The following is a 23,726-nucleotide window of genomic DNA, read 5'->3' on the forward strand; positions in this document are numbered from 1 at the left end:
CGACACTCATGCTGAACCTGCTGCTCCGTTTTGCGAAAACCGATGACCGCGCGCGCCTCGAAGCATCGATGGCGTGGCTCTATGGTTTCGTGCGGCCACACCGGCTGGCGATCGCGGGGCTGCTTGCACTGTCTGCCTGCGCGTCGCTGCTCGTGCTCGTACAGCCGTGGATCACCAAGGAGATGATCGATCGCGGGCTGGTGGGGCGCGACTTCAATATGCTGTTCGTGCTCGCGCTTGCGATGATCGGCGCGGGCCTGGTCGGCACGGTGCTCGGCGGCGTCAATCGCTATCTGCATACGCGTCTCTCGGGCCGTGTGCTGTTCGCGCTGCGCAGCGCCGTCTATGCACATCTGCAAAAGCTGCCGCCGTCGTTCTATGGACGGCGGCGGATCGGCGATCTGCTTTCGCGTCTGGATGGCGATGTCGCGGAGATTCAGCGCTTCGCTCTGGATGCGCTCTTTTCGGCGGTGTCGAGCGTCATCGGCCTGCTCGGCTCCGTGGCGCTGCTGCTGACTTTATCGGTCAAGCTCTCGTTGCTCGTTGCGGTGCTGATTCCCTTCGAAGCGCTCTGGCTGCGCTGGATGCGCCGCAAGGTAGAACGCGACGCGCGCGGCCTGCGCGAAAGCGCCGCCGATCTCTCCTCGTTCCTCGTGGAGACGCTGCCCGCGATGAAGTTCATCCAGGCCAGCGGCCAGCAAAACGCGGAACGCGAGCGGCTCGAACGCTTCGGCGACCGCTATATGGATCGCCTGCTCAAACTCCAGGTGACGGAATTCTTCACGCAGTCGGTGCCGGGTCTCTTCACGTCGATATCGCGCGCCAGCGCCTTTCTGGTGGGCGGCTACTGGGTCGTGCAAGGCGCGTGGCAACTGGGCGCACTGATTGCGTTCACCACTTACCTGGGCATGGCCGTGGGTCCGGTGAAAAGCCTGTTGGGGCTTTACGTCGCGTTGCAGCGCATGACGGTGAGCCTGACGCGCGTGGTCGAACTTCAGCACGAACCTGTCATCGTTCAGGAAACCGAAACACCTGCCACAGCGCCAGAAGACAGCACGCTCGAATTCGACGACGTCTGGTTCTCGCATGAGGAACGCGCCCATGGCGTATTGCGCGGCGCCAGTGCCGTGCTGCCCGCGGGCCGCAAGATCGCGCTCGCGGGGGCATCGGGCGCGGGCAAGTCCACGCTCATCGACCTCGTGCAGCGTTTCTACGATCCGCAGCAGGGCTCGCTGCGTCTGGGCGGCGTCGATCTGCGCGACCTGCAACTGGACGACCTGCGCCGCCGCGTGGCCGTGGTGAGCCAGGACATCGTGCTGTTTCGCGGCAGCCTCGCCGACAACATCGGTTATGGCGCACCGCACGCAAGCCGCGAGCAGATTGCGCTGGCCGCGCACGCCGCGCAGCTCGATTCGCTGGTGGCAACGCTGCCCGAAGGCCTCGACAGCCAGATTGGCGAGCGCGGCCAGCAGCTTTCCGGCGGCCAGAAACAGCGTATCGCAATCGCGCGGGCGCTCTTGCAGGAGCCGTCGATTCTCGTTCTCGACGAAGCCACCTCCGCCGTGGACGAGGCCACCGAGCGCGAGGTGATCGCCCAGATCGACACGCTGTTCGCCGCGCGCACGCGCATTCTCATCAGCCATCGCGCGGCCACGCTCGCACATGCCGATCTGCATTTCGACCTGATCGATGGCCGGCTCGTGACGCGCGAAGCGCAGGGAGCGGCGCATGAGCACTGAACTCCGTGTGGGAATTGTCGATAGCGGATATCGCGCCGATCAGTCCGTGCATGTGCATTCGGCGGCAGCCTTTGTGCTCGACGACGATATGCGGGTGCATCGGCGCGACGCGGTGGCCGACCAGTTGGGTCATGGCGGCGCGGTGCTGGAGCGCATTGCGTTTAGCGCACCCGACGCGCGCTTTTGCGTCGCGCAGGTGTTTCGCGAACGCGCGGCGACGACACCCTTGCAGATCGCCGAGGCGATGCGCTGGCTCGTCGGTCAAGGCGTGCGCATCATCAATCTGAGCCTGGGCGTGCGCGCCGATCGCGCCGCGCTGCGCGAAGCCTGCGCGTTCGCCGTGGACGCGGGCGTGGTGGTTTGCGCAGCAAGCCCGGCGCAAGGCGACCCCGTGTTTCCGTCGAGCTATCCCGGCGTCGTACGCGTGACCGGCGACGCGCGCTGCGATGCCTCGCAATGGTCGTGGCTCGATAGCGCGCAGGCCGAGTTCGGCGCGCTGGTGCGAAGCGTTGGCTGCGCGCAAGCCGGTGCCAGCATCGCCACGGCGGCCTTGAGCGGGCACGCCGCCGCGTGGCTCCTGCGCCATCCCGATGCCGACCGCGACGCCCTGCTCGCCTGGCTGCGCTCGCACGCGGCCTTTATCGGCGTCGAAAGACGCACGCACGCCTCATGAGCGCCCAGCGCGTCGTCGTCCTCGGTGCGGGCCCGGCTGGCGCCGCCGTTGCGCGGGCGCTCGCCGGCCTGGGCTACGTCGTTCAGGTCGTGAGCGACTGGCGCCGCTTCGACGCCGTCGAAGGCATGTCGCCGCGCGTGATAGAAGGCTTGCGCCATGCGGGCCTTCATCGCGCCGCGAACACCGTCGCCGGGCCGAGCGCGCGCACGACGCTCTGGAACGGCGTGCTGCAAACGCTCAATGCGGAATACCTGGTGGACCGGCGCGCATTCGACGCCGCGTTGCGCCAGGATCTGCGCAACGCCGATGTCGAGGTGATCGAGGCCAACGTGCGCAGCGTGCAGACTTCCCCGGCCGGTCACGACCTCATGATCGAGACCAGCGACGGCCCGCTGTCGCTGCGCGCGGACTTCCTCGTGGAAGCGCGCGGCCGTCTTTCGCCGCTCATGCGCGACGCCACGCGCGGGCCGCAAACATTAAGTCTCCTGAACGTCTGGCAAGGCGAGCGCGGCGCGGCGGCCTCCGCGGTGGAAAGCCTCCAGGATGGCTGGGCGTGGATGGCACGCCTGCCCGATGGCCGATGCTACTGGCAGATGACGCTGGACGTTGCGAGCGCCGAACTCCCGCAGCGCGACGAGCTGCCCGCCTTCTGCGCGCGCATGCGCCGCGCGCCGCTTGCGAGCAACTTCTTCGCGCACGACGCCGACACGGACGTACGCCTGCACGCGCGCAGCAGCACGCCCACGCTGTGCGGGCGCACGGGCGCGCGTAACTGGCTGCGCGTAGGCGATGCGGCGATGGCGGTCGATCCGCTCTCGGGCAACGGCATTTTCCAGTCGCTTTCGTCCGCGCTCCAGGCGCCCGCCGTGATTCATACGCTGCTCAGTTGCCCCGAACGCGCGTCACTCGCGCTGCGATTTCATCAGCAGCGCATCGAACAACTCTTCATGCGCTTCGCGCGCACGGGACGCGACTTTTACGCGCTCGAACAACGCTGGGCGGCGCGGCCGTTCTGGGAAGCGCGCCGCCTCTGGCCCGACGACGCACCGCTGCACGTCAGCGCCGATTTCAACCAGCTCAACATCGAGCGCGCGCCCGTGATCGACGGCAACCTGATCGCCGAAGCCGACGTGGTCGTGAGCCCCGATCAGCCGCTCGGCGTCTGGCATTTGCAAGGCGTCCCGCTCGCGCCCATCGTCGAGGCACTGCGCAAGCAGCCCGCCGACCACGTACTGCGTGCGCTCGACGCCGACCAGGCACGGCTCGTTCGCCACTGGCTCGACGCGCACGGCTATTCGCAGGCACAGGCCTGAGGCATCCGATCTCCCCTTGGCGTTTTTATCCGGTCGCGCGCTCGCGCGTGCCGTCTCAACTTGCGACGAGACACGCCTCGTCCTGAGACGCGTGCGACGCGACAAGTCACGTGGATCGAGCGCTCTGGAAGCACACGGGCCATACCGACTTCATGGCATGACACCTGCTTGATGTGAGCCGCATTTTCGCGCCCGAAATCATTCGAACAGGAACGGCTCATTCAATGAACAGACCCGCAATCGTCATTTCAGCAGGATTCCTTATTGCCAGTTCGCAAGCGCTCGCGCAAAGCAGCGTCACGCTCTTCGGCGTGATCGACGAAGGCATCAACTATACGAGCAACGTCGGCGGCAAGTCATCATGGCAGACAGCGAGCGGCGATCTCGCGATCAGCCGCTGGGGCCTCAAGGGCAGCGAGGATCTGGGTGGCGGCCTGCACGCTATCTTCGATCTGGAAAGCGGCTTCGCACTGGACAACGGCGCGGCGGCCTATGGCGGGCGTCTGTTCGGCTATCAGTCTTACGTGGGCCTTCAGTCGGACAACTACGGCACGCTCACGTTCGGGCGTCAGTTCGATTCTATCGCTGATACGGTGGGCCTCCTGAGCGCCAACGGCAACTGGGCGGGCTTTCTGTTTTCGCATCCGCTCGACAACGACAACACCGACGCCACCTATCACGCGAATAATGCCGTCAAATACACGAGCCCCACCTGGGCCGGTCTCTCGGCCACGGCGCTTTACGGTTTCAGCAATCAGGCCGGTGCGTTTGCAAACAACCGCATCTTCAGCGCGGGCCTGAATTACGCCTGGCAGACGCTCTCGCTCGCCGCCGTGTACGCCGATCTTGGCGCGCCGGGCGCCAATACGTCCGGCGCGATTGCGTCTGACGATATCGGTTTTGCCGTGAGCCACCAGAAAACGTGGGGCGTGGGTGCGAACTATGGCATCGGCCAGGCCACTCTGGGTCTCGTCTATACGCGCAGCAACGTCATGGATCCGCAAAGCTCGATCTACGTCGGTGCGCTGGATCTGGGCGCGCATGGCAGCCTCAAATTCGACAATATCGAAGTCAACGCGCGTTATAACGTGACGCCCGCCGTGATCGTCGGCGCCATGTATACGTACACGCACGCCTCGTTCGACCAGGACAGCGGCCACGCGTCGCTGCACTGGAACCAGTTGGGCGGCATGGCGCAATATGTGTTTTCCAAGCGCACTTCCGTGTACGGCCAGCTGCTCTATCAAACCGTTTCTGGCGGCAATACCGGCACGGCACTCGACGGCGCACATGTACCGGGTTCGGCGGGCGTGTCGTCGAATTCGCACCAGGTAGTCGCGCGCATCGCCATGAATCACACCTTCTGAACCACGCAGCAAGCACGTTTCGATACGTCCAGAGGCTCTGACGCGTCGCGCAGCTTCGCATCATCGCTTCGCGTTCCTCTCTATACTTTTGCGCGTGTGCGGCGTGCCGTGCGGCCTATCGCACACGATCCATCCTGTATCGTCCGCATTGCCTCGAATCCCGGATGTCACGCTCCCTGCGGCACACTCGACGCGTGCGCACAGTGGCATCCGTCCCCTGCGTGATTCCTTCAGCCTCAACCAGGAGCGCTACTGATGAGCACGTTCACCACCCGCGATGGCACGTCGATCTATTACAAGGATTGGGGCAGCGGCCGCCCGGTCGTCTTCAGTCACGGCTGGCCGCTGTCTGCCGACGCCTGGGACGCGCAGATGCTGTTTCTGCTGCAGAAAGGCTTTCGCGTCATCGCGCACGACCGTCGCGGCCATGGCCGCTCGGACCAGCCGGCCAAGGGCAACGACATGAACACCTGGGCCGACGATCTCGCCGAACTGCTCGACAAGCTCGACGTGAAGGACGCCACGCTCGTCGGCCACTCGACGGGCGGCGGCGAAGTCGCGCGCTATATCGGCCGCCACGGCACGAAGCGCGTGGCGGGCGCGGTCCTGATCGGCGCGGTGCCGCCCATCATGATCAAGACAGAGCAGAATCCGGGCGGCCTGCCCAAGGAAGTGTTCGACAACATCCGCAAAGGCGTCGTCGATAACCGCTCGCAGTTCTTCAAGGATCTGGCCGTGCCGTTCTACGGCTTCAACCGCAGCGGCGCGAAGACCTCGCAGGGCACGATCGACTCGTTCTGGCTGCAGGGCATGTGGGGCGGCGTGCTTGCACTGTACGAATGCGTGCACGAATTTTCGGAAGTCGACTACACCGAAGACCTGAAGAAAATCGACGTGCCGACGCTGATCCTGCACGGCGACGACGACCAGATCGTGCCGATCGACGATGCGGGCAAGCTCTCCGCGAAGATCGTCAAGGACGCGACGCTCAAGATCTATCCGGGCGCGCCGCACGGCATGTGCACGACCGAGGCCGACAAGGTCAACGCGGATCTACTGGAATTTCTGAACCGCAAGTAACCTGAACTCGCGCGCGCGTACCGCTTGCCTGCCACGCGATGCCCTGCCCGCTCGCCGCCGTCATCACACCCACGCTGACGGCGGCGAGCGCATCGTCCCTCCAACCGCGCGCCGATCCCGGCCGGTCAGATTTGCCTCGCCCGGCCCCCAGGCACAAGCCAATATCCCACTAAACGACCAGGAAATGAGACCGCGCGACGAGGGCGTCCGGCAATAAATTCTTCTATAAGAGTGGCCGATTGCCCTCCCATTAAGCAAGGGTCTTCACCAACTTGACAAACAATCCACAACCAGAAACTCAAAACATCCACCACGGCGCCGAAGTATCGGTTTCGACCTGAAAGGCCTTATACAACAGGGCCTTGGCGCGGTAACGTTTTCAGCGCGCGGTCGGGCGATTGGGGCCAGGACGCCGACTTTCCCGTCGAACGACCCCGCGCAACGCAATTTCACAATATGAAATTCATGTCGATCTCGGCCCCGGCCCGTCGGAAATTGAGGCAAAATTCAGGTGTTTCGCCGACTGCGCGCAGCCGGTGGTCTTACCACCTCGTTTAACGATCCCGCCAAGAAGCCGATGAGTACCCAGCAACCCACCATCATCTATACCCTGACCGATGAAGCGCCGCTGCTTGCCACCAGCGCGTTTCTGCCGATCATCCGCACCTTCGCTGCGCCGGCCGGCGTGAACGTCGAGACCAGCGATATCTCCGTGGCGAGCCGCATCCTCGGTGAATTCCCCGAATTCCTGACCGAGGAACAACGCGTGCCGGACAACCTGGCTGAACTGGGTCGTCTCACGCAGCTGCCGGAAACGAACATCATCAAGCTGCCGAACATCAGCGCATCGGTGCCGCAACTCGTCGCCGCCATCAAGGAACTCCAGGGCAAGGGCTACAAGATCCCCGACTTCCCGGAAGATCCGAAGACCGACGAAGAAAAGGCCATCCAGAAGCGCTATTCGAAGTGCCTCGGCTCGGCCGTGAACCCGGTCCTGCGCGAAGGCAACTCGGACCGCCGCGCGCCGCTGGCCGTGAAGAACTACGCGAAGAAGCACCCGCACAGCATGGGCGAGTGGAGCATGGCTTCGCGCACTCACGTCGCGCACATGAAGCACGGCGACTTCTATCACGGCGAAAAGTCGATCACGAACGACAAGGATCGCGAAGTGCGCATGGAACTCGTCACGAAGAGTGGCGAAACCATCGTGCTCAAGCCGAAGGTCAAGCTGCTGGCCGGCGAAATCGTGGACAGCATGTTCATGAGCAAGAAGGCCCTGCTGGACTTCTACGAAGACCAGATGGAAGACGCGCGCAAGACCGGCATCATGCTCTCGCTGCACGTCAAGGCGACCATGATGAAGGTTTCGCACCCGATCGTGTTCGGCCACGCTGTTCGCACGTTCTACAAGGATGCGTTCGCGAAGCACGCCAAGCTGTTCGAACAGCTCGGCGTGAACGTCAACAACGGCCTCGTCGATCTGTACACGAAGATCGAAACGCTGCCGGAATCGCAGCGTGAAGAAGTCATCCGCGACATGCACGCGTGCCACGAGCACCGTCCGGCGCTGGCGATGGTCGATTCGGCCAAGGGTATCTCGAACCTGCACGCACCGAACGACGTGATCGTCGACGCATCGATGCCCGCGATGATCCGCGCAGGCGGCAAGATGTGGGGCGCAGACGGCCGCCCGGCCGACACGAAGTGCCTGATTCCGGAAAGCACGTTCGCGCGCATCTACCAGGAAATCATCAACTTCTGCAAGACCAACGGCGCATTCGACCCGAAGACCATGGGCACGGTGCCGAACGTCGGCCTGATGGCGCAGAAGGCCGAAGAGTACGGTTCGCACGACAAGACCTTCGAAGTTCCGCAGGACGGCACGGCACGCATCGTCGACAACGCCACGGGCGAAGTCCTCGACGCGCTCACGCAGCCCGTCGAGCAAGGCGACATCTGGCGCATGTGCCTCGTGAAGGACGCGCCGATCCGCGACTGGGTCAAGCTCGCCGTCACGCGCGCGAAGAACTCGGGCACGCCGGCCGTGTTCTGGCTCGACCCGTACCGTCCGCACGAAAACGAAGTGATCAAGAAGGTCGAAACGTACCTGAAGGATTACGACACGAGCGGCCTCGACATCCAGATCATGTCGCAAGTCCGCGCGATGCGTTACACGCTGGAACGCGTGATCCGCGGCCTGGACACGATCTCGGTCACGGGCAACATCCTGCGCGACTACCTGACCGACCTGTTCCCGATCATGGAACTGGGCACGTCGGCGAAGATGCTGTCGATCGTTCCGCTGATGGCCGGTGGCGGCATGTACGAAACGGGCGCAGGCGGTTCGGCTCCGAAGCACGTGCAGCAGCTGGTTCAGGAAGATCACCTGCGCTGGGACTCGCTCGGCGAATTCCTCGCGCTGGCTGTGTCGCTGGAAGACCTCGGCATCAAGACGAACAACGCGCGCGCCAAGCTGCTCGCGAAAACGCTCGACGCCGCAACCGGCAAGCTGCTCGACAACAACAAGGGCCCGTCGCCGAAGACCGGCGAGCTGGACAACCGCGGCAGCCAGTTCTATCTGTCGATGTACTGGGCACAAGAGCTGGCCGAACAGAAGGACGACGCGGAACTCGCGGCTCGCTTCGCACCGCTCGCCAAGGCACTGGCTGAAAACGAGCAGAAGATCGTTGCCGAGCTGGCCGCCGTTCAGGGCAAGCCGGTCGACATCGGCGGCTACTACAAGCCGGACTTCGCAAAGCTGGCTGAAGTGATGCGCCCGAGCGCGACGTTCAACGCTGTGCTCGAAGCTGCCGCGAAGTAAGCTTCCAATCGATTCGGGGCCTGTTTTCAGGGCCTTGATGTGAAAACGCCCTTGCAGACTCTGACTGCAAGGGCGTTTTATTTTTGAGCATGAATAGCGGGTTAATCGCGGCTCGTCGCAATCCGAATCGGCGGCTTACTTCGCTTTACTAACCTCCCGCCCGACTCAAGCCGGGTGCATGGAACTGCTGCGATCCGCCCGTCAGGTTGATGCAAACTTCAATACACGTCGCGCACATAGCGGCGGTCACGCGCCATCTGGCCGACGTATTCTCCGGCGGCCTCTTCGCTCAGGCCGCCGTGCTGCGCCACGACCGACTTCAAAGCGGCGTCCACGTCCTTCGCCATGCGGCTCGCGTCGCCACAGACATAGAAGTGCGCGCCCTCCTCCAGCCACGACCAGAGTTGCGCGCCGTTTTCGCGCATACGATCCTGTACGTAGACTTTTTCATGCTGGTCGCGCGAGAACGCCAGGTCTAGCTGATTGAGCAGACCATCGCCGCGCATCTGCTCCAGTTCGTCGCGATAGTAGAAGTCGGTGGCGGCATGCTGTTCGCCGAAAAAGAGCCAGTTGCGGCCCGAATCGCCGCGCGCACGCCGCTCGTGCAGAAAGGCGCGGAACGGCGCAACGCCTGTTCCGGGGCCGACCATGATCATCGGCGTGTCGCCGTTGCGCGGAGGGCGGAAATGCGTGCTCTTCTGCACGAACACAGGCACGCTGCCCGCCGCCGCGCGGTCGGCCAGAAATGTCGAGGCCACGCCTTTGCGATCGCGCCGCCCGTTGTGATAACGCACCGCCGAAACGGTCAGATGCACTTCGCCCGCATGTGCCTTCGGACTCGATGAAATCGAATAGAGCCGCGGCTGCAGACGCTTGAGCATGGCCGTCAATTCACGCGCAGTGAGGTCGACGGGATATTCGTGCAGCACATCGGCGAGTTGTTGCCCCCACAACCAGTTCCTCAAATCCCCTTTACGCTCTTCACGCAGCAGATCGCTCAAGACCGGAGCGCGTGCGCGCGATGCGATGAACGCCAGCGCATCGGGGCCGGGACGCGCGATTTCGTAGTGATGGCTCAAGGCATCGGCCAGGCGCATGTCGCCCACGCCCGGCACGTCGATGGGCGTATCGGCGTGCAGATGCGTCAGTGACAGCAATTCGTCCACCAGCGCGGGGCAATTCGTCGGCCAGACGCCGAGCGCGTCGCCAGCTTCGTATTCGATGCCCGCCTCGCCCGTTGCCAGCGAAAAGTAGCGCGTATCCTTGGTCGCGCCCTGCATGTTCAGGCGCACGTTTTCGACGAGGCGCGATGCGCCGGGACGCGTTTTGGTCGGCGCGCAACCGGGCAGCACTTCGGGAATCGTCCCGCTCGCGGGCACGGCATGCAGCGCCGCGTCTTCCTCCTTGATGCGAAGCGTGACGCGTTCGAGCCATGCGTCGGCGGCGCTCTGGAATTCGGTATCGCAATCGACCCGCGCCATCAGGCGCTGCGCGCCCAGCGCTTCGAGGCGCGCATCGAGGTTGCGGCCATGGCCGCAGAACTGGTCGTAATTGCGGTCGCCCAGCGCGAGCACCGCGTAACGCAGCGAAGCCAGTCGCGGCGCGTTGTCGGCCTTGAGTGCGGACCAGAACGGCTCGCCGTTATCGGGCGCATCGCCGTCGCCGAAGGTGCTCGTCATCAGCAGCACATATTGCGCTTTTTCCAGATTCGCCAACGGATAGTCGGCCATGCAGGCCGTGCGAATCTCGCAGCCCGATTCCATCAGTTGCGTCGCGTAGCGCTCGACTAGAGATTCGACGTTGCCGGTTTGCGATGCCCATAGCAGCACGACTTTCGGGCGCGTGTGAGCGATTCGGACAGCGCCTGTCTGATCGTCTTGCGGCTGCGTGGCTTCGATGACCGGCACCCCTCGCGGCGCGGCACGGCTGAACAACCCCGCGAGCAGTCCGTCCACCCACGCGCGTTTGGCCACGGACATGGGCGCGTGCTCCGGCAGAACCGGCGCAGCCGCAACACCTGAAGAGTCATCCCCCGACGCACGCAGACCGTTCACGAAGCCCGCGAGATACAGCCGCTCCGTTTCGCTGAGCGTGGGCGCAGTCAGCGCGCCGAGGTCGAGCAGGTTCGAGAATGCGTCAATTCGTGCATCGATTCGGGTCATGTCAGGTTCCTGGGGCAAAGCCGCGTCGTCGATTTTGTCCGTCTGCGTATCGCGCGCATCCGGCTCGACAACGGCAGGCTCGGGCGCGACACGCGTAAGCGCGACGGCACAAAATTTCAGTTCGGGCTGCTGAGAAATGGCATCGATCGCGTCGTTGGTCACGGCGTTCACGCACAGGTCTTCGCCGAACACATCGTTCCAGTGCATCGGCGCGAAGCAGTTACCGGGTTGCACGCGGTCGGTGATGACGGCGGGCAGCACGACGCGTCCGCGCCGCGAGCGCACTTCCACGCGATCCTTCGCCGCGATGCCGAGCGCGCTCGCATCCTCGGGATGAATTTCGACGAAGGACGACGGATTGAGCTTGTTGAGCATCGCGACCTTGCCCGTCTTCGTCATGGTGTGCCACTGATGCTGCAGGCGCCCCGTGTTGAAGACGATCGGGAAGGTGCCGTCGGGCAGTTCGGCAGGCGCTACGTGTGGCCGCGTGAAGAACACGCCCCTGCCGTGCGGGGTCGGAAAAACGATACGCGGACCGCCAGCGTCGTCGCCCAGATAGCGAATGGGGTTGCGGTCGCTCTGCGCATCGGGCGCACACGGCCATTGCAGCGGCGTGTCGCGCAGCTTCGCATGGCTCGCGCCGCGCAGATCGTAGCCGGTCTTCGGATTCGAAAAGCCCACGATCTCATCGAACACTTCGGCGGCGCTCGCATAGCCGAACGCCGCTTCGTAGCCCATCGCGCAGGCCACGCGCGCGATGATCTGCCAGTCGGGCAAGGCTTCGCCGGGCGGCTCGATGGCGGGCTGCATGAGCGTCATGTTGCGCTCGGAGTTGACCATCACGCCATCGGCTTCGGCCCAGAGGGCGCCAGGCAGCAACACGTCGGCATACTGATTTGTTTCGGTGTCCAGAAAAGCGTCCTGGGCGATCACAAGCTCGGCGGCGCGCAAACCGGCCACCACGGTTTGCCGGTTCGCGACCGATGCCACCGGATTGGTGCAGATGATCCAGCACGCCTTGATCTCGCCCGCCGCCATGCGCGAAAACAGATCGATGGTGCCGCCGCCCAGCTTCGTCGTGAGCGTCCCGCGCGGCAGGTTCCAGCGCTCCTCCACGAAGGCGCGGTCGCCCTCGGAAAGCACCGAACGTTGACCCGGCAGCCCCGGGCCCATGTAGCCCATTTCACGCCCGCCCATCGCGTTGGGCTGGCCTGTGAGCGAAAACGGCCCGCTGCCTGGGCGGCAGATTTTGCCCGTCGCCAGATGCAGATTGCAGATCGCGTTGGTGCTCCACGTACCATGCGTGCTCTGATTCAGGCCCATGGTCCAGCAGCTCATCCACTCCGGCGCTTCGCCGATCATCTGTGCCGCGCGGCGGATATCGGCCTCGGGCAGTCCCGTGATTCCGGCGACCTTTTGCGGCGTGTAGTCGGCGAGGAACGCAGGCATCGCATCCCAGCCTTCGGTATGACGGGCGATGAAATCGGCGTCCGTATGACCGTTTTCGTGCAGCAGATACAGCAGGCCGTTGAGCAACGCGAGATCGGTGCCCGCCTTGATCGGCAGATACAGCGAGGCCTTGTCCGCCGTCGCGGTGCGACGCGGGTCCACCACGATCAGTTTCGCGCCCGCTTTCACGCGATCCATCATGCGCAGGAACAGGATCGGATGGCAGTCCGCCATGTTCGCGCCGATCACAAAGAAGCAATCGGCCTTGTCGAAGTCCTGATAGGAACCGGGCGGGCCGTCCGCGCCCAGCGAGAGCTTGTAGCCGCTGCCCGCGCTCGCCATGCACAGGCGCGAATTCGATTCGATATTGTTGGTGCCGACAAAGCCTTTTGCGAGCTTGTTGACGAGGTATTGCGCCTCGATCGACATCTGGCCGGAGACGTAGAACGAGAGCGCGTCGGGGCCATGCGCGTCGAGCGTCGCGCGCAGACGCGCCGCCGTATCGGCGATCGCCTGGGCGATGGGCAGCGGAACCGGGTCTTCGTCGCGCGCGCGACGCACGAAGGCGCGTTCGAGCCGCCCCGACTTGCGCAGCGCCACATGCGCCGACGACCCCTTGGTACACAGGCGCCCGAAGTTGCTCGGGTGCTCGGTGTCGCCCGAGATCTTCTTGACCTCGCCGTCCTCGACGTGCAGCACCATGCCGCAACCCACGCCGCAATAAGGACACACGGTCTTGACGCTCTTGCCCGCCATATCGTTCTCTAGCTCGACGTTTCAAGTGGCGAGATCAAGCCGCGATCCAGACCTGCCCGTTTTCCACCCGCGCGGCAAACGCGGTCACCGAACTGCTCGGCTCTTCCAGGCACTCGCCCGTCGCGAGATCGAAATGATGCTTGTAGATGGGCGAAGCCACGACGATGCGCTCGCCAAGGCTGCCAACCAGCCCGCGCGAAAGCACCGCCGCCTGCGAGTTCGGATCGTAATTGCCGATGGCGAAGACGCGCGCTTGACCGGTTTGAGCGTCGTCGATATGGAATACGGCGACCTGCTCGCCTTTCACGAGCGCACAGACACCTGTATTCGGCACGATGTCGTCTAGCTGGCAAACCGGCACCCAGTTTTCTTCAAACACGCCATGGCTCATATCTTTCATTCTGGATTCCTCTCTATACAACCGGTTTAGACCGTCTCGACAACCACGGGAATATCCGCCAGCGCATCACGTTGCGCGCGCACCGGAATCTGTTCGCGCTCGGCGGGCGTCGCCGGACGGATCTGACCACGCTCCTCGACAAACGTCACATGCTGATCGCCTTCCTCGCTATTCACGAAGTGGCGAAAGCGCCGGCGCGTTTGCGGATCGGTCACGGCCTTTTTCCATTCGCATTCGTAGGTGTCCACCACGAGCTGCATTTCCGATTCGAGTTCCGCGCCGATGCCGAGCTTGTCATGCACGATCACGTCGATCAGATAATCGAGGCCGCCTTCGAGGTTGTCGCGCCACACGCTGGTGCGTTGCAGGCGGTCCGCCGTGCGCACATAGAACATCAGGAAGCGGTCGATGTAGCGTTCGAGCGTGGCGCGGTCGAGATCGGCGGCGAGCAGTTCCGCGTGGCGCGGCTTCATGCCGCCGTTGCCGCATACATAGAGATTCCAGCCCTTTTCCGTGGCGATCACGCCCACGTCCTTGCCCTGCGCTTCCGCGCACTCGCGCGTGCAGCCCGAGACCCCGAATTTGATCTTGTGCGGCGCGCGCAGGCCCTTGTAGCGGTTTTCCAGCGCAATCGCGAGTCCCACCGAATCGCCCACGCCAAAGCGGCACCACGTCGATCCAACGCACGACTTCACCGTGCGGAGCGCCTTGCCGTAGGCATGACCCGATTCGAAGCCCGCTTCGATCAGCTCTTCCCAGATGAAGGGCAATTGCTCGACACGCGCGCCGAACAGGTCCACGCGCTGACCGCCCGTGATCTTCGTATAGAGACCGTACTTCTTCGCGACCATGCCCACGGCGATCAGCCCTTCGGGCGTCACTTCGCCGCCCGCCATGCGCGGCACGACCGAATAGGTGCCGTCGCGCTGGATATTGGCGAGGTAATAATCGTTCGAATCCTGCAGGCTTGCGTGTTCCTTCTTGAGCACGAACTCGTTCCAGCACGACGCCAGAATGCCGGCCACGGCGGGCTTGCAGATATCGCAGCCAAGACCGTGACCGTGCTTCGCCAGCAGCACGCCAAAGGTCTTGATCTGCTCGACGCGCACGAGGTGGTACAGCTCCTGGCGCGAATACGGGAAGTGCTCGCACAGATGGTTGTTGACCGCCACGCCCTGGCGCTTCATCTCCGACTTCATGATCTGCGTGACGAGCGGCACGCAGCCGCCGCATGACGCGCCCGCGCAGGTCGCGGTCTTCATCGCGCCGATGCTGGTCGCGCCATCGCGCACGGCGGCGCAGATCTGCGCCTTCGACACGTTATTGCACGAGCAGATCTGCGCGCTATCGGGCAGCGCTTCCACGCCGAGCGCGGGCCTGGCCTTGCCGTCCGCTTGCGGCAGGATGAGGAATTCCGGAGCTTCGGGCAACTCCAGGCCGTTGAGCATCATTTGCAGCAGCGTGCCGTATTCGCCGGCATCGCCGACCATCACCGCGCCAAGCAGTTTCTTGCCGCATTCGGACACCACGATCTTCTTGTAGACCTCGCGGCGCTCGTCGGCGAAACGATACGAGCGGCTGCCCGGCGTCTTGCCATGCGCGTCGCCGATGCTCGCCACGTCCACGCCCATTAGCTTGAGTTTGGTGCTCATGTCCGCGCCCGCGAAGTCCTGCGCGGCGTCGCCCGCCAGCGCCTTCGCGACGATGCGCGCCATGTCGTAACCCGGTGCCACGAGGCCGAAAATCTGCCCTTGCCAGAGCGCGCATTCGCCGATCGCATAAACGTCGGGATCGCTGGTGCGGCACGCGTCGTCGATCACGATGCCGCCGCGCGGGCCGACCTCCAGCCCACAGGCGCGCGCAAGCTCGTCGCGCGGACGAATGCCCGCCGAGAACACGATCATGTCGGTTTCGAGGTGCGTGCCGTCGGCGAAGACCATGCGGTTTGCGGCGCTTTCGCCATCGACGATCGCCGTGGTGTTCTTCTGCGTGTGCACGCTCACGCCCAGCGCCTCGATCTTGCCGCGCAACATGCGCCCGCCGTCCTCATCGACCTGTACGGCCATCAGGCGCGGCGCGAATTCGACCACATGGGTTTGCAGGCCGAGATCGCGCAATGCCTTCGCGCATTCGAGGCCCAGCAGGCCGCCGCCCACCACCACGCCAGTTTTTGCGCTCGCGCCACGCGAGCGCATCGCCTCCAGATCTTCGATGGTGCGGTACACGAAGCAGTCCGAACGATCGTTACCCGCGATGGGCGGCACGAATGGCGACGATCCTGTTGCGATCACGAGCTTGTCGTAAGCGAGCGTTTCGCCGTTCGACACGCTGACCGTATGCGCGGCGCGGTCGATCGACACCACCTTCGCGTCGAGCACCAGGCGCACGCGATCGCGCACGTCTTCGCGCTCGAAAAAACCCGCGCTCACGAGCGAGAGATCGTCGGCGCTCTTGCCCGCGAAAAATTCGGAGAGATGCACGCGGTCGTAAGCGGGACGCGGCTCTTCGCAGAGCACCGTGACGCGCACGTTGCGCGCGGCGTGGGCCGCGTCGGCGAGCACGCTTTCCAGAAACTTATGGCCCACCATACCGTGGCCGATGACGACCACGTCCAAAGCGTTCATTGCGAGCGTAGATTGCGTCATGCCTGTGCCCCCTGCCTGAGAAAAAGCCGCGAGAAAATAAAAAGGCGTCCCGCAAATCCCGCTCGCGAGGAGCCAGATTCAGGGGACGCCGTTGTCCTGTGTTCAAACGAATTCGCTACCTGCTGCAGAGCGTTGCTTGCCTGGCAGCAGCCGGATCGCCATTGATCCGTGTTCGCAGAACGTTACGCAATGACTGTGCCAATGTGCGTGCAATCGGCGCAATGCCTTTTGCCGTGGGCTTTTGCGCCGCCCATGCGCCATCCGGACGCCTGCATCGCGCTGATACACGACGATGCAGGCGGGCACAGGTTTGGTGCCATGCGGCGCGCGGGCTGTGCGCTTTCGGTGCGCGCCCGGATAGCGCCGACGGTGAATCAGCGCTTGCCGCGCGCTGGTCTGGAACTTGCATTTAGGAACTCGACCGGCAACGACGCCGGTGCAGAACACGGCAGTACGCAAGCACGACCCCACGAACGGACAACGGCGTCCCCTCGTCATCAAAGACGGGCGGACGCCGTTTGCATTTGAAGCGCAAAATTAGCGAGTGCGCAGTCAGAGGACGCAATATGAACGACACGACGAACGCCAGAACCGGAACCGTCACCTTATTGAGCGCAGGCCCGGGCGATCTCGACCTCCTCACGCTCAAAGCCGCGAAAGCGCTCGCGCGTGCCGGGATCGTGCTGCTCGACGATCTGGTGAACCCCGAGATCGCCACGCTCGCACCGCAGGCGCGCATCATCCGGGTTGGCAAGCGCGGCGGCTGCCGCTCGACGCCGCAGGCTTTTATCGAGCGCCTCATGGTGCGCTATGCGCGCAAAGGGCATGACGTGGTGCGCGTAAAAGGCGGCGACGCGTTGTTGTTCGGGCGCGCGGGCGAGGAACTCGCTGCCTTGCACCGCGCGGGTGTGCCGTTTGAAATCGTCAATGGGGTGTCGTCGGCGTTCGCTGCGGCGGCGGGCCTGGGCGTCTCGCTCACGCATCGCGATCACTGCCAGGGTGTGATCTTCGTGACGGCGCATCTGCGCGACCATAGCGAGCCGGATTGGCCAGCGCTCGCGGCCACGCGCATGACGCTCGCGATCTATATGGGGATGAGCCGCATCGAAGGGTTGTGCGCAACGCTCGCGCAAACGCTTTCAAGGCAAACGCCTGCTGCGGTCGTGCAGTGGGCCGGCAGCGCTCAGGAACGGCGCGTCATGGGCACGCTCGGCAATATCGCGGCGTTGGCGCAGGCAGCGGGCCTGGGCAGTCCCGCGATCATCCTGGTTGGCGATGCGATCGGCGAAGCGATCTCGCTTGACTCGTTCGATGCGCACGCAACGACTTTGCCGGTGCTGCGTCGCGCTTAGAAAACCTAGCGAATCACCCGTTTCGCCATCAGACACGGCAGCCGCACGCCCAGGCCCGCGACGAGCCGCAGATGCATCCACGAAAGCAACAGGTTGTCGCGCGCGTAGTTGAAGTGCGAGACGCCGCCTTCATGCGCGCCGAAGTAGCGCACGGGCGCCTCGATCTGGATCGGCCGCACGCCCGCCCAGCACAGACGCACGGCGGCCTCGGGATCGAAATCGAAGCGACGCATCCATGACTGCCGTTGCATGATGTTCACGAGCGGCGCGATCGGATAGACGCGAAAGCCGTACAGCGAATCGCCGATACCGGCCCACAAGGTCTCGAAATCCGCGAAGAAATTGGACAGCCGGCGGCCCTGTACGCGCAGTTGCGGCGCGCTCGCGTCGAACTTCGGCACGCCCAGCACCATCGCATCGGGTTCGGCCTGCGAAGCGGCCATGAAACGCGGGATCAGCGCGGCGGGATGCTGGCCGTCCGAATCCATCGTCAGCACATGCGTAAAACCGCGCGCAGCAGCCGCTTCCATGCCCGCGAGCACCGCGCCGCCCTTGCCCCGGTTGGCGGGCAGCACGATCACGTGCAGACCGGGATCATCGGCGGCCATCGCCTGCAGACGCTCGGCGCTGCCATCCGTGCTGCCGTCCACCACGACCCAGACGGGATTCCATTGCGCGCGCGCGCCGCGCACGGTTTCCTCGACCTTCAGGCCCGGGTTGTAGCTCGGGATCAGGACGAGATGCGTGGTGGAAGCGGCGGGCGTAGACATGGCGAACGGAATACTGACAAAGTTTGATGACGCGGCGAGGTCCGGCTTCAGCACGCTAAGCCCTCATGCCAGGCCGCCGTTGATCGACAGCACCTGCCCGGTCACATAGGCGGCCGCGTCGGACACGAGATAGGCGACCATGCCGGCCACTTCCTCGGGCTGGCCTGCGCGCTGCGCGGGCACGAGCTGCTTGATGCGCTCGGCGGGAAAGGCGTCCTGCGCCATCGGCGAGGCAATGATGCCCGGCGCGATCGCATTCACGGTGATGCCGCGCGAAGCCACTTCGAGCGACAGCGCCCTGGTCGCGCCGATCAAGCCGGCCTTGGCCGCCGAATAGTTGACCTGACCGCGATTGCCCATCACGCCCGCCAGCGAGGCGATATTGACGATGCGCCCGCGCCGCGTGCGAATCATCGGCAGCAACAGCGGCTGCGTGACGTTGAAGAAGCCGTTGAGCGACACGTCGATCACGCTGCGCCATTGCTCGCGCGTCATGCCCGCGAGCGGCGCATCGTCGTGGATGCCGGCGTTGTTGACGAGGATCTGCACCGGCGCGTCTTCGATCAGGCGTTCCAGCGCGTCCTGCGCGGCGTCGGCGTCCGTCACGTCGAAAGCGATCGCGTGCGCCTTGCCGCCCGCGGCAACGATGCGTTGCGCGGCGGCCTGCGCGTCGTCGAGGCGGCGGTTCGCGTGCACCCAGACTTCATGGCCGGCCGCGGCCAGCGTGGCGCAAATGGCTTGGCCGAGCACGCCGCTGCCGCCGGTCACGAGCGCGCGCATGGGTTTGTCGTTCTGCATCCGGGCTCCCCGTTCAGGCCGATGTGCAACGCCTCAGCGCGTGCGATGCGCCTCGACATAGGCGGCCAGAGCGCCCAGCGTCGCGAAGATTTTTTCGTTATCCGGATTGTCCGAGCGCAGCTCGAAACCGTACTTCTTCGAGATCAGCAGCGCGATTTCCAGAATGTCGATGGAGTCGAGTCCGAAACCCTCGCCATAGAGCGGGGTCTCGGCGCTCACGTCGTCGAGCGAGACGTCTTCGAGATTCAGTTCGCCGACGATCAGCGTCGCGAGATCGTGTTCGAGTGGAGTCATGTGCGTACGGAGCGTGGGATCAAGGCGCGGATTTGCATCGCTTTCGGCCAAGGGCCCCGGGCCACCTGCGTGTGCCCGCGCCGGTCGCCCGCGCCGGCCCCGCCTGCCCTGATTTTGGGGTTCGTTGGTAAAAGTTACGCGGATTCTAGACGATGGGTATCGGTGCGTATACGGGGTGCCCTTCCGAAAGGTTACAGAGCGTCGGGCACGCGCCGCGCTGCTCTTGGGACGTAAAGCCGCGCGGCGCCTCAACGGTACAGGGTGATCTCCGGTTTGCTCGCCCGAAAGCCCTCCCATCACGCCATACAAACGGTTACAAACCGTCCGGAAGGCTTACCGGGAATGCGGCTCAGGCATCTTAAAATACGCCTGCCCTGAATTTGGCCCCTGTCATTCATATGACCTAAGACGCTTCGTGACCTCGACCACTATCCCGAAAGCAATCTGAAATCCATCGGACACTCTCTCGACCATGCTCTGCCGCGCCTTCTTTCACGACCGCCTCGCATCGCGCTGCCACGCAGCGCGCGAAGCCTCGCGCCCGGGAGACTGGCAATGAACACCGCGAACAAGACGACCGGCTTCATGCGGACGTCGCTGGCCATCGTGGCGGTCGTCGCGTATCAGGTGCTCGCGCATCATGCCGTCGCGACGCCGGACGAACATGGACTGGGTCTCGTCATGGCGCTGGCGCCGCCGCTGTTGCTCGCGCTGGGCGCCGCCGCCCGTTCGCCGCGCCGCGCCGGGTGGCTGGCGCTGTGGATGGTCGTCACGGGCGCGTTGTGGGCAGCGCGCACGCCGCTTGCTCAGCACTTCGAATGGGGTCTCTACCTCGAACACGCGAGCTTCAATCTTGGCATGGCGCTGCTGTTCGGACGCACGCTCGCGGCGGGGCGCGTCCCGCTGTGCACGCAGTTCGCGACAATGATGCGCGGCCCTCACGCCAGGCGGCTTTCGCCTGCGGTCACGCGCTACACGCGGAGCCTCACGCTCGCCTGGACGGCGTTCTTCGTGGCGATTGCGACGGTTTCGACGCTGCTGTTCGCCTTCGCGCCGATCGTCGACTGGTCGACCTTCGCGAACTATCTGGCGCTGCCGCTGGTGGGCGCGATGTTCGTCGCCGAGCACGCGTTCCGGCGTTTCGCGGTGCCAGACGAGCCGCAGGCGCGCATGATGGACGCGATACGCGCTTACCGGCAGACGAACGCGGGCCAAATGCAGTGATTTTCCGGCCGGAGCGCCGCAGCGCCGGTCCTTGTTTTCGTCTCAACCGATTTATGCCAACTCAACCGCTGGTCTTTCACACCTCGCCCCGTCAGGTCATTGCCTGGCGCGACGGCTCACCGGTCACGGTGCGCGCGTTCCTCGCCGAGGTCGCGCGGGTCGCGGCCGTGCTGCCGCCGGGCGCTCACGTGTTCAACGTCTGCCGCGACCGCTACCGCTTCGCCGTGAGCCTGTGCGCGGCGCTCGTGACGGGCCGCATCAGTCTGCTGCCATCCACGCAGACGCCGGAGATGGTGCGCCAGCTCGCCGCCTTCGCGCCCGACGCGTTCTGCCTGCACGACACGGCCGATTGCGCGATCGACCTGCCGCGTTTGCGTTATCCCGCAGCCGAAGAAACCGCCCTCCCCCCCGACGACGACAATGCGCCCCTCGACGTCCCGCAGATCGACGTGTCCCGCGTCATGGCCTACGTTTTCACGTCCGGCTCGACAGGCACGCCGGTGCCGCATCGCAAGACATGGGGTTTTCTCGTCGCCAACGTGAAGGCGGCGGCGGCGCGGCTGGGCCTCTCAACCGGGCAAGATCACGCCCCCACGCTCATCGGCACCGTGCCCGCGCAGCACATGTACGGCTTCGAATCGACGGTGCTGCTCGCGCTGATCGGCGGTCTGGCGTTCAGCAACCGCCAGCCCTTCTATCCCGAGGACATCCGCGGCGAACTGGCCGCCGTCCCGCAGCCGCGCGTGCTCGTGACGTCGCCGATCCATCTGCGCGCGCTGCTAGCCAGCGACGCGCCGCTGCCCGAAGCGGCACTCGTTCTGAGCGCCACCGCGCCGCTCGCGGAAAAGCTCGCCAGCGAAGCCGAAGCCCGCCTCCACGCGCCGCTCGTCGAAATCTACGGCAGCACCGAAACCGGCCAGATCGCCACGCGCCGCACGGCGCAGGGCGCGACCTGGGCGCTGTTCGACGGCATCCGCCTGGAAGCGCAGCCCGGCGCGAACGATACGCCGGAAGACGGCCCGACCATGTGGGCCTCGGGCGGCCACGTCGAAGCGCCGGTGCCGATGGGCGACGCGCTCGAACTGCTCGACGCGCGGCACTTCCTGCTGCACGGCCGCAAGGCGGACCTCATCAATATCGCGGGCAAGCGTACCTCGCTCGCGTATCTGAACCATCAGCTCAACGCGATCGACGGCGTAACGGACGGCGTGTTCTTCATGCCCGACGACCACGCCCGTGCGACGCGCGAAGGTGCGGAACCGGTTACGCGACTTGTGGCGCTGGTGGTCGCGCCGACGCTCGACGCCACGCGCCTGCAACGCGCGCTGCGCGAGCGCATCGACGCGGCGTTCATGCCGCGCCCGCTGGTGTTCGTCGCCACGCTGCCGCGCAACGAGACCGGCAAGCTGCCGCATGATGTGCTCGCCGCGCTGGTCGCGCAGCACACGCGCGGCGCTTTGCCGGGCAATGCAAAGGGCAACGAAGCCACCGTGAACGCCGCCCTGAGCTTCACGATTCCCGCCGACCATCCCGCGCTGCCGGGTCACTTTCCGGCCCATCCGATCGTGCCGGGCGTGATGCTGCTCGACCATGCCATCGACGCGATCGGCGCGGCGCTCGATCGTCCGGTCGACGCCTGGCGTTTGAGCGCGGCGAAGTTCCTGAGTCCGGCCGCGCCGGGCGAGGCGCTCGATCTCGCCTTCGACGCGCAGGCCAGCGGCGCGGTGCGCTTCACCGTGCGCGCGGGCGAACGCGACGTCGCGAGCGGCACGCTGTCGCTGACGGCGGGCGCAACACACTCGCCGGAAGGGCCGCAGCCATGACCCAGCAGAATCAGACGACTCCCCCCAACCGCACCGACTGGGCGCAGCGCGAGGAGCGCGGCAACGCCCTGCTGCTGCGCGCGATGACGTGGATCTCGCTGCGCCTGGGCCGCCGCGTGGCGCGCGCGCTCGTGCATCTCACCGCGCTCTACTTCGTGCTGTTCTCGCCGCGCGCGCGCGCCGCTTCGCGCGACTATCTGCGCCGCGTGCTCGGCCGTCCGGCGAACTGGCTCGACCTTTACCGTCACGTCTTCACGTTCGCGGCGACGATCCACGACCGCATCTATCTGATGAACGAGCGCTTCGACCTGTTCGACATCCGGCCGCAAGGCCATCAGCTCGTCGATGACGCGCTCGCGGGCGGACGCGGCGCGTTCCTGATCGGCGCGCATCTGGGCAGCTTCGAGGTGGTGCGCGCGCTCGGGCGCACGCGGCCCGATCTGCGCGTGGTCGTGACGATGTTCGAGGAAAACGCGCGCCGGATCAACGCGACGCTCGCCGCCGTGAATCCCGCCGCCCAGCCCGAGGTGATTGGCCTCGGTCAGGTGGATTCGATGCTGCGCGTGAGCGAGCGGCTCGACGAAAACTGCATGGTGGGCATGCTCGCCGACCGCACCCTGCTCGCCGACGACACCGCCGCGCTGCGCCGCATGGCCTTTCTGGGCGAACCGGCGGCGTTCCCGCTCGGGCCGCTCTACATGGCCGCGATGCTCAGGCGCCCGGTCATCTTCATGACCGGGCTTTATCGCGGCGGCAATCGCTACGACGTGCACTTCGAAACGCTCGCCGATTTCACGCACACGCCGCGCGAGGCGCGCCAGGCGGCCATCGACGCGGCGCTGGTGCGTTACGTCGCGCTGCTCGACCGGCATTGCCGCGCGGCGCCCTATAACTGGTTCAACTACTTCGACTTCTGGCAGACGGCGAAGACGCTGCAAGGCACGCAAGCAGAGCCAGCGAAGCCGAACAGCGCGGCACTGGCCGCCGCCCGGCTCGCGGTGGCCAATGGCGCCAACGCGCGCCGCGACAAAGCCACGGCGAGCCTCGCCGCCCGGGAGAC

General features: G+C 65.1%; 15 protein-coding genes and 1 pseudogene. 10 read left to right on the top strand and 6 right to left on the bottom strand.

Annotated elements, in window-relative coordinates; translation table 11 throughout:
* Positions 1-8: 8 nt before the first annotated feature.
* The 6 genes from B0G62_RS11215 to B0G62_RS11240 all read left to right on the top strand — a co-directional run bounded on the left by B0G62_RS11215 (position 9) and on the right by B0G62_RS11240 (position 8,993).
* Positions 9-1,739, top strand: a complete 1,731-nt coding sequence (locus B0G62_RS11215; protein WP_103704256.1) for an ABC transporter ATP-binding protein — start codon at positions 9-11, stop codon at positions 1,737-1,739.
* Complete coding sequence (qhpE, locus tag B0G62_RS11220) at positions 1,729-2,412, top strand: subtilisin-like serine protease QhpE (RefSeq protein ID WP_103704257.1); 684 nt, start codon at positions 1,729-1,731, stop codon at positions 2,410-2,412. The genes B0G62_RS11215 and qhpE overlap by 11 nt, the downstream gene beginning before the upstream one ends.
* Positions 2,409-3,725: a flavin-dependent monooxygenase QhpG gene (gene qhpG / locus B0G62_RS11225; RefSeq protein ID WP_103704258.1), complete on the top strand. Its 1,317-nt coding sequence runs from the start codon at positions 2,409-2,411 to the stop codon at positions 3,723-3,725. Before qhpE ends, qhpG begins: the two co-directional genes overlap by 4 nt.
* 224 nt (positions 3,726-3,949) lie before the next feature.
* A complete protein-coding gene (locus B0G62_RS11230; protein ID WP_103704259.1) occupies positions 3,950-5,092 on the top strand; it encodes a porin in 1,143 nt (380 codons plus the stop codon).
* A gap of 255 nt (positions 5,093-5,347) precedes the next feature.
* Positions 5,348-6,172 (top strand): alpha/beta fold hydrolase, encoded by an 825-nt coding sequence (locus B0G62_RS11235; RefSeq protein WP_103704260.1) that lies wholly within the window; start codon positions 5,348-5,350, stop codon positions 6,170-6,172.
* 577 nt (positions 6,173-6,749) lie between these two features.
* The gene (locus B0G62_RS11240) at positions 6,750-8,993 is read left to right on the top strand and encodes an NADP-dependent isocitrate dehydrogenase (protein WP_103704261.1); all 2,244 of its coding nucleotides are present in this window, start codon (positions 6,750-6,752) and stop codon (positions 8,991-8,993) included.
* A gap of 218 nt (positions 8,994-9,211) precedes the next feature.
* Here B0G62_RS11240 and B0G62_RS11245 read toward each other — a convergent pair whose 3' ends face one another.
* From B0G62_RS11245 to nirB, 3 genes are read right to left on the bottom strand one after another with little or no spacing between them, the layout of a single operon-like run.
* Positions 9,212-13,360: a bifunctional nitrate reductase/sulfite reductase flavoprotein subunit alpha gene (locus B0G62_RS11245; RefSeq protein ID WP_103704262.1), complete on the bottom strand. Its 4,149-nt coding sequence runs from the start codon at positions 13,358-13,360 to the stop codon at positions 9,212-9,214.
* A gap of 34 nt (positions 13,361-13,394) precedes the next feature.
* Positions 13,395-13,751 carry a nitrite reductase small subunit NirD gene (gene nirD / locus B0G62_RS11250; protein ID WP_103704426.1) on the bottom strand — a complete coding sequence of 119 codons (357 nt, stop codon included), beginning with the start codon at positions 13,749-13,751 and terminating at the stop codon, positions 13,395-13,397.
* 35 nt (positions 13,752-13,786) lie between these two features.
* Complete coding sequence (gene nirB / locus B0G62_RS11255) at positions 13,787-16,375, bottom strand: nitrite reductase large subunit NirB (protein WP_167401234.1); 2,589 nt, start codon at positions 16,373-16,375, stop codon at positions 13,787-13,789.
* 596 nt (positions 16,376-16,971) lie between these two features.
* Here nirB and cobA point away from each other — a divergent pair.
* Positions 16,972-17,757: a uroporphyrinogen-III C-methyltransferase gene (gene cobA / locus B0G62_RS11260; RefSeq protein WP_103704264.1), complete on the top strand. Its 786-nt coding sequence runs from the start codon at positions 16,972-16,974 to the stop codon at positions 17,755-17,757.
* Positions 17,758-17,762: 5 nt separating this feature from the next.
* On the opposite strand, the gene B0G62_RS11265 is transcribed toward cobA, so the two are convergent.
* The 3 genes from B0G62_RS11265 to B0G62_RS11275 form a co-directional block, all read right to left on the bottom strand.
* Positions 17,763-18,527 (bottom strand): glycosyltransferase family 2 protein, encoded by a 765-nt coding sequence (locus B0G62_RS11265; protein WP_103704427.1) that lies wholly within the window; start codon positions 18,525-18,527, stop codon positions 17,763-17,765.
* A 63-nt stretch (positions 18,528-18,590) separates the two neighbouring features.
* Entirely contained in the window at positions 18,591-19,307 is a 717-nt protein-coding gene (gene fabG, locus B0G62_RS11270) for a 3-oxoacyl-ACP reductase FabG (protein WP_103704428.1), read from the bottom strand.
* 51 nt (positions 19,308-19,358) lie between these two features.
* Entirely contained in the window at positions 19,359-19,619 is a 261-nt protein-coding gene (locus B0G62_RS11275) for a phosphopantetheine-binding protein (RefSeq protein ID WP_103704429.1), read from the bottom strand.
* 555 nt (positions 19,620-20,174) lie between these two features.
* Between B0G62_RS11275 and B0G62_RS11280 the strand changes: the two genes are divergently transcribed.
* The 3 genes and pseudogenes from B0G62_RS11280 to B0G62_RS11290 form a co-directional block, all read left to right on the top strand.
* Positions 20,175-20,843, top strand: coding sequence for a COG4648 family protein (locus B0G62_RS11280; RefSeq protein ID WP_244193190.1), 669 nt, complete (start codon positions 20,175-20,177; stop codon positions 20,841-20,843).
* 53 nt (positions 20,844-20,896) lie between these two features.
* Positions 20,897-22,666, top strand: a complete 1,770-nt coding sequence (locus B0G62_RS11285; protein WP_103704265.1) for an AMP-binding protein — start codon at positions 20,897-20,899, stop codon at positions 22,664-22,666.
* Positions 22,663-23,595 (top strand): annotated as a pseudogene (locus B0G62_RS11290) (LpxL/LpxP family acyltransferase); the annotation flags it as partial. The gene B0G62_RS11285 and the pseudogene B0G62_RS11290, both read left to right, overlap by 4 nt.
* Between the last annotated feature and the right edge of the window lie 131 nt (positions 23,596-23,726).

It is taken from the genome of Paraburkholderia eburnea (assembly GCF_002917095.1).
Lineage (GTDB): Bacteria > Pseudomonadota > Gammaproteobacteria > Burkholderiales > Burkholderiaceae > Paraburkholderia > Paraburkholderia eburnea.

Coding starts and splice junctions, on each gene's coding strand:
- B0G62_RS11215 (WP_103704256.1), top strand. CDS start 9: ATGCTGAACCTGCTGCTCCGTTTTGCGAAAACCGATGACCGCGCGCGC.
- qhpE (WP_103704257.1), top strand. CDS start 1,729: ATGAGCACTGAACTCCGTGTGGGAATTGTCGATAGCGGATATCGCGCC.
- qhpG (WP_103704258.1), top strand. CDS start 2,409: ATGAGCGCCCAGCGCGTCGTCGTCCTCGGTGCGGGCCCGGCTGGCGCC.
- B0G62_RS11230 (WP_103704259.1), top strand. CDS start 3,950: ATGAACAGACCCGCAATCGTCATTTCAGCAGGATTCCTTATTGCCAGT.
- B0G62_RS11235 (WP_103704260.1), top strand. CDS start 5,348: ATGAGCACGTTCACCACCCGCGATGGCACGTCGATCTATTACAAGGAT.
- B0G62_RS11240 (WP_103704261.1), top strand. CDS start 6,750: ATGAGTACCCAGCAACCCACCATCATCTATACCCTGACCGATGAAGCG.
- B0G62_RS11245 (WP_103704262.1), bottom strand. CDS start 13,360: ATGGCGGGCAAGAGCGTCAAGACCGTGTGTCCTTATTGCGGCGTGGGT.
- nirD (WP_103704426.1), bottom strand. CDS start 13,751: ATGAGCCATGGCGTGTTTGAAGAAAACTGGGTGCCGGTTTGCCAGCTA.
- cobA (WP_103704264.1), top strand. CDS start 16,972: ATGAACGACACGACGAACGCCAGAACCGGAACCGTCACCTTATTGAGC.
- B0G62_RS11265 (WP_103704427.1), bottom strand. CDS start 18,527: ATGTCTACGCCCGCCGCTTCCACCACGCATCTCGTCCTGATCCCGAGC.
- fabG (WP_103704428.1), bottom strand. CDS start 19,307: ATGCGCGCGCTCGTGACCGGCGGCAGCGGCGTGCTCGGCCAAGCCATT.
- B0G62_RS11275 (WP_103704429.1), bottom strand. CDS start 19,619: ATGACTCCACTCGAACACGATCTCGCGACGCTGATCGTCGGCGAACTG.
- B0G62_RS11280 (WP_244193190.1), top strand. CDS start 20,175: ATGAACACCGCGAACAAGACGACCGGCTTCATGCGGACGTCGCTGGCC.
- B0G62_RS11285 (WP_103704265.1), top strand. CDS start 20,897: ATGCCAACTCAACCGCTGGTCTTTCACACCTCGCCCCGTCAGGTCATT.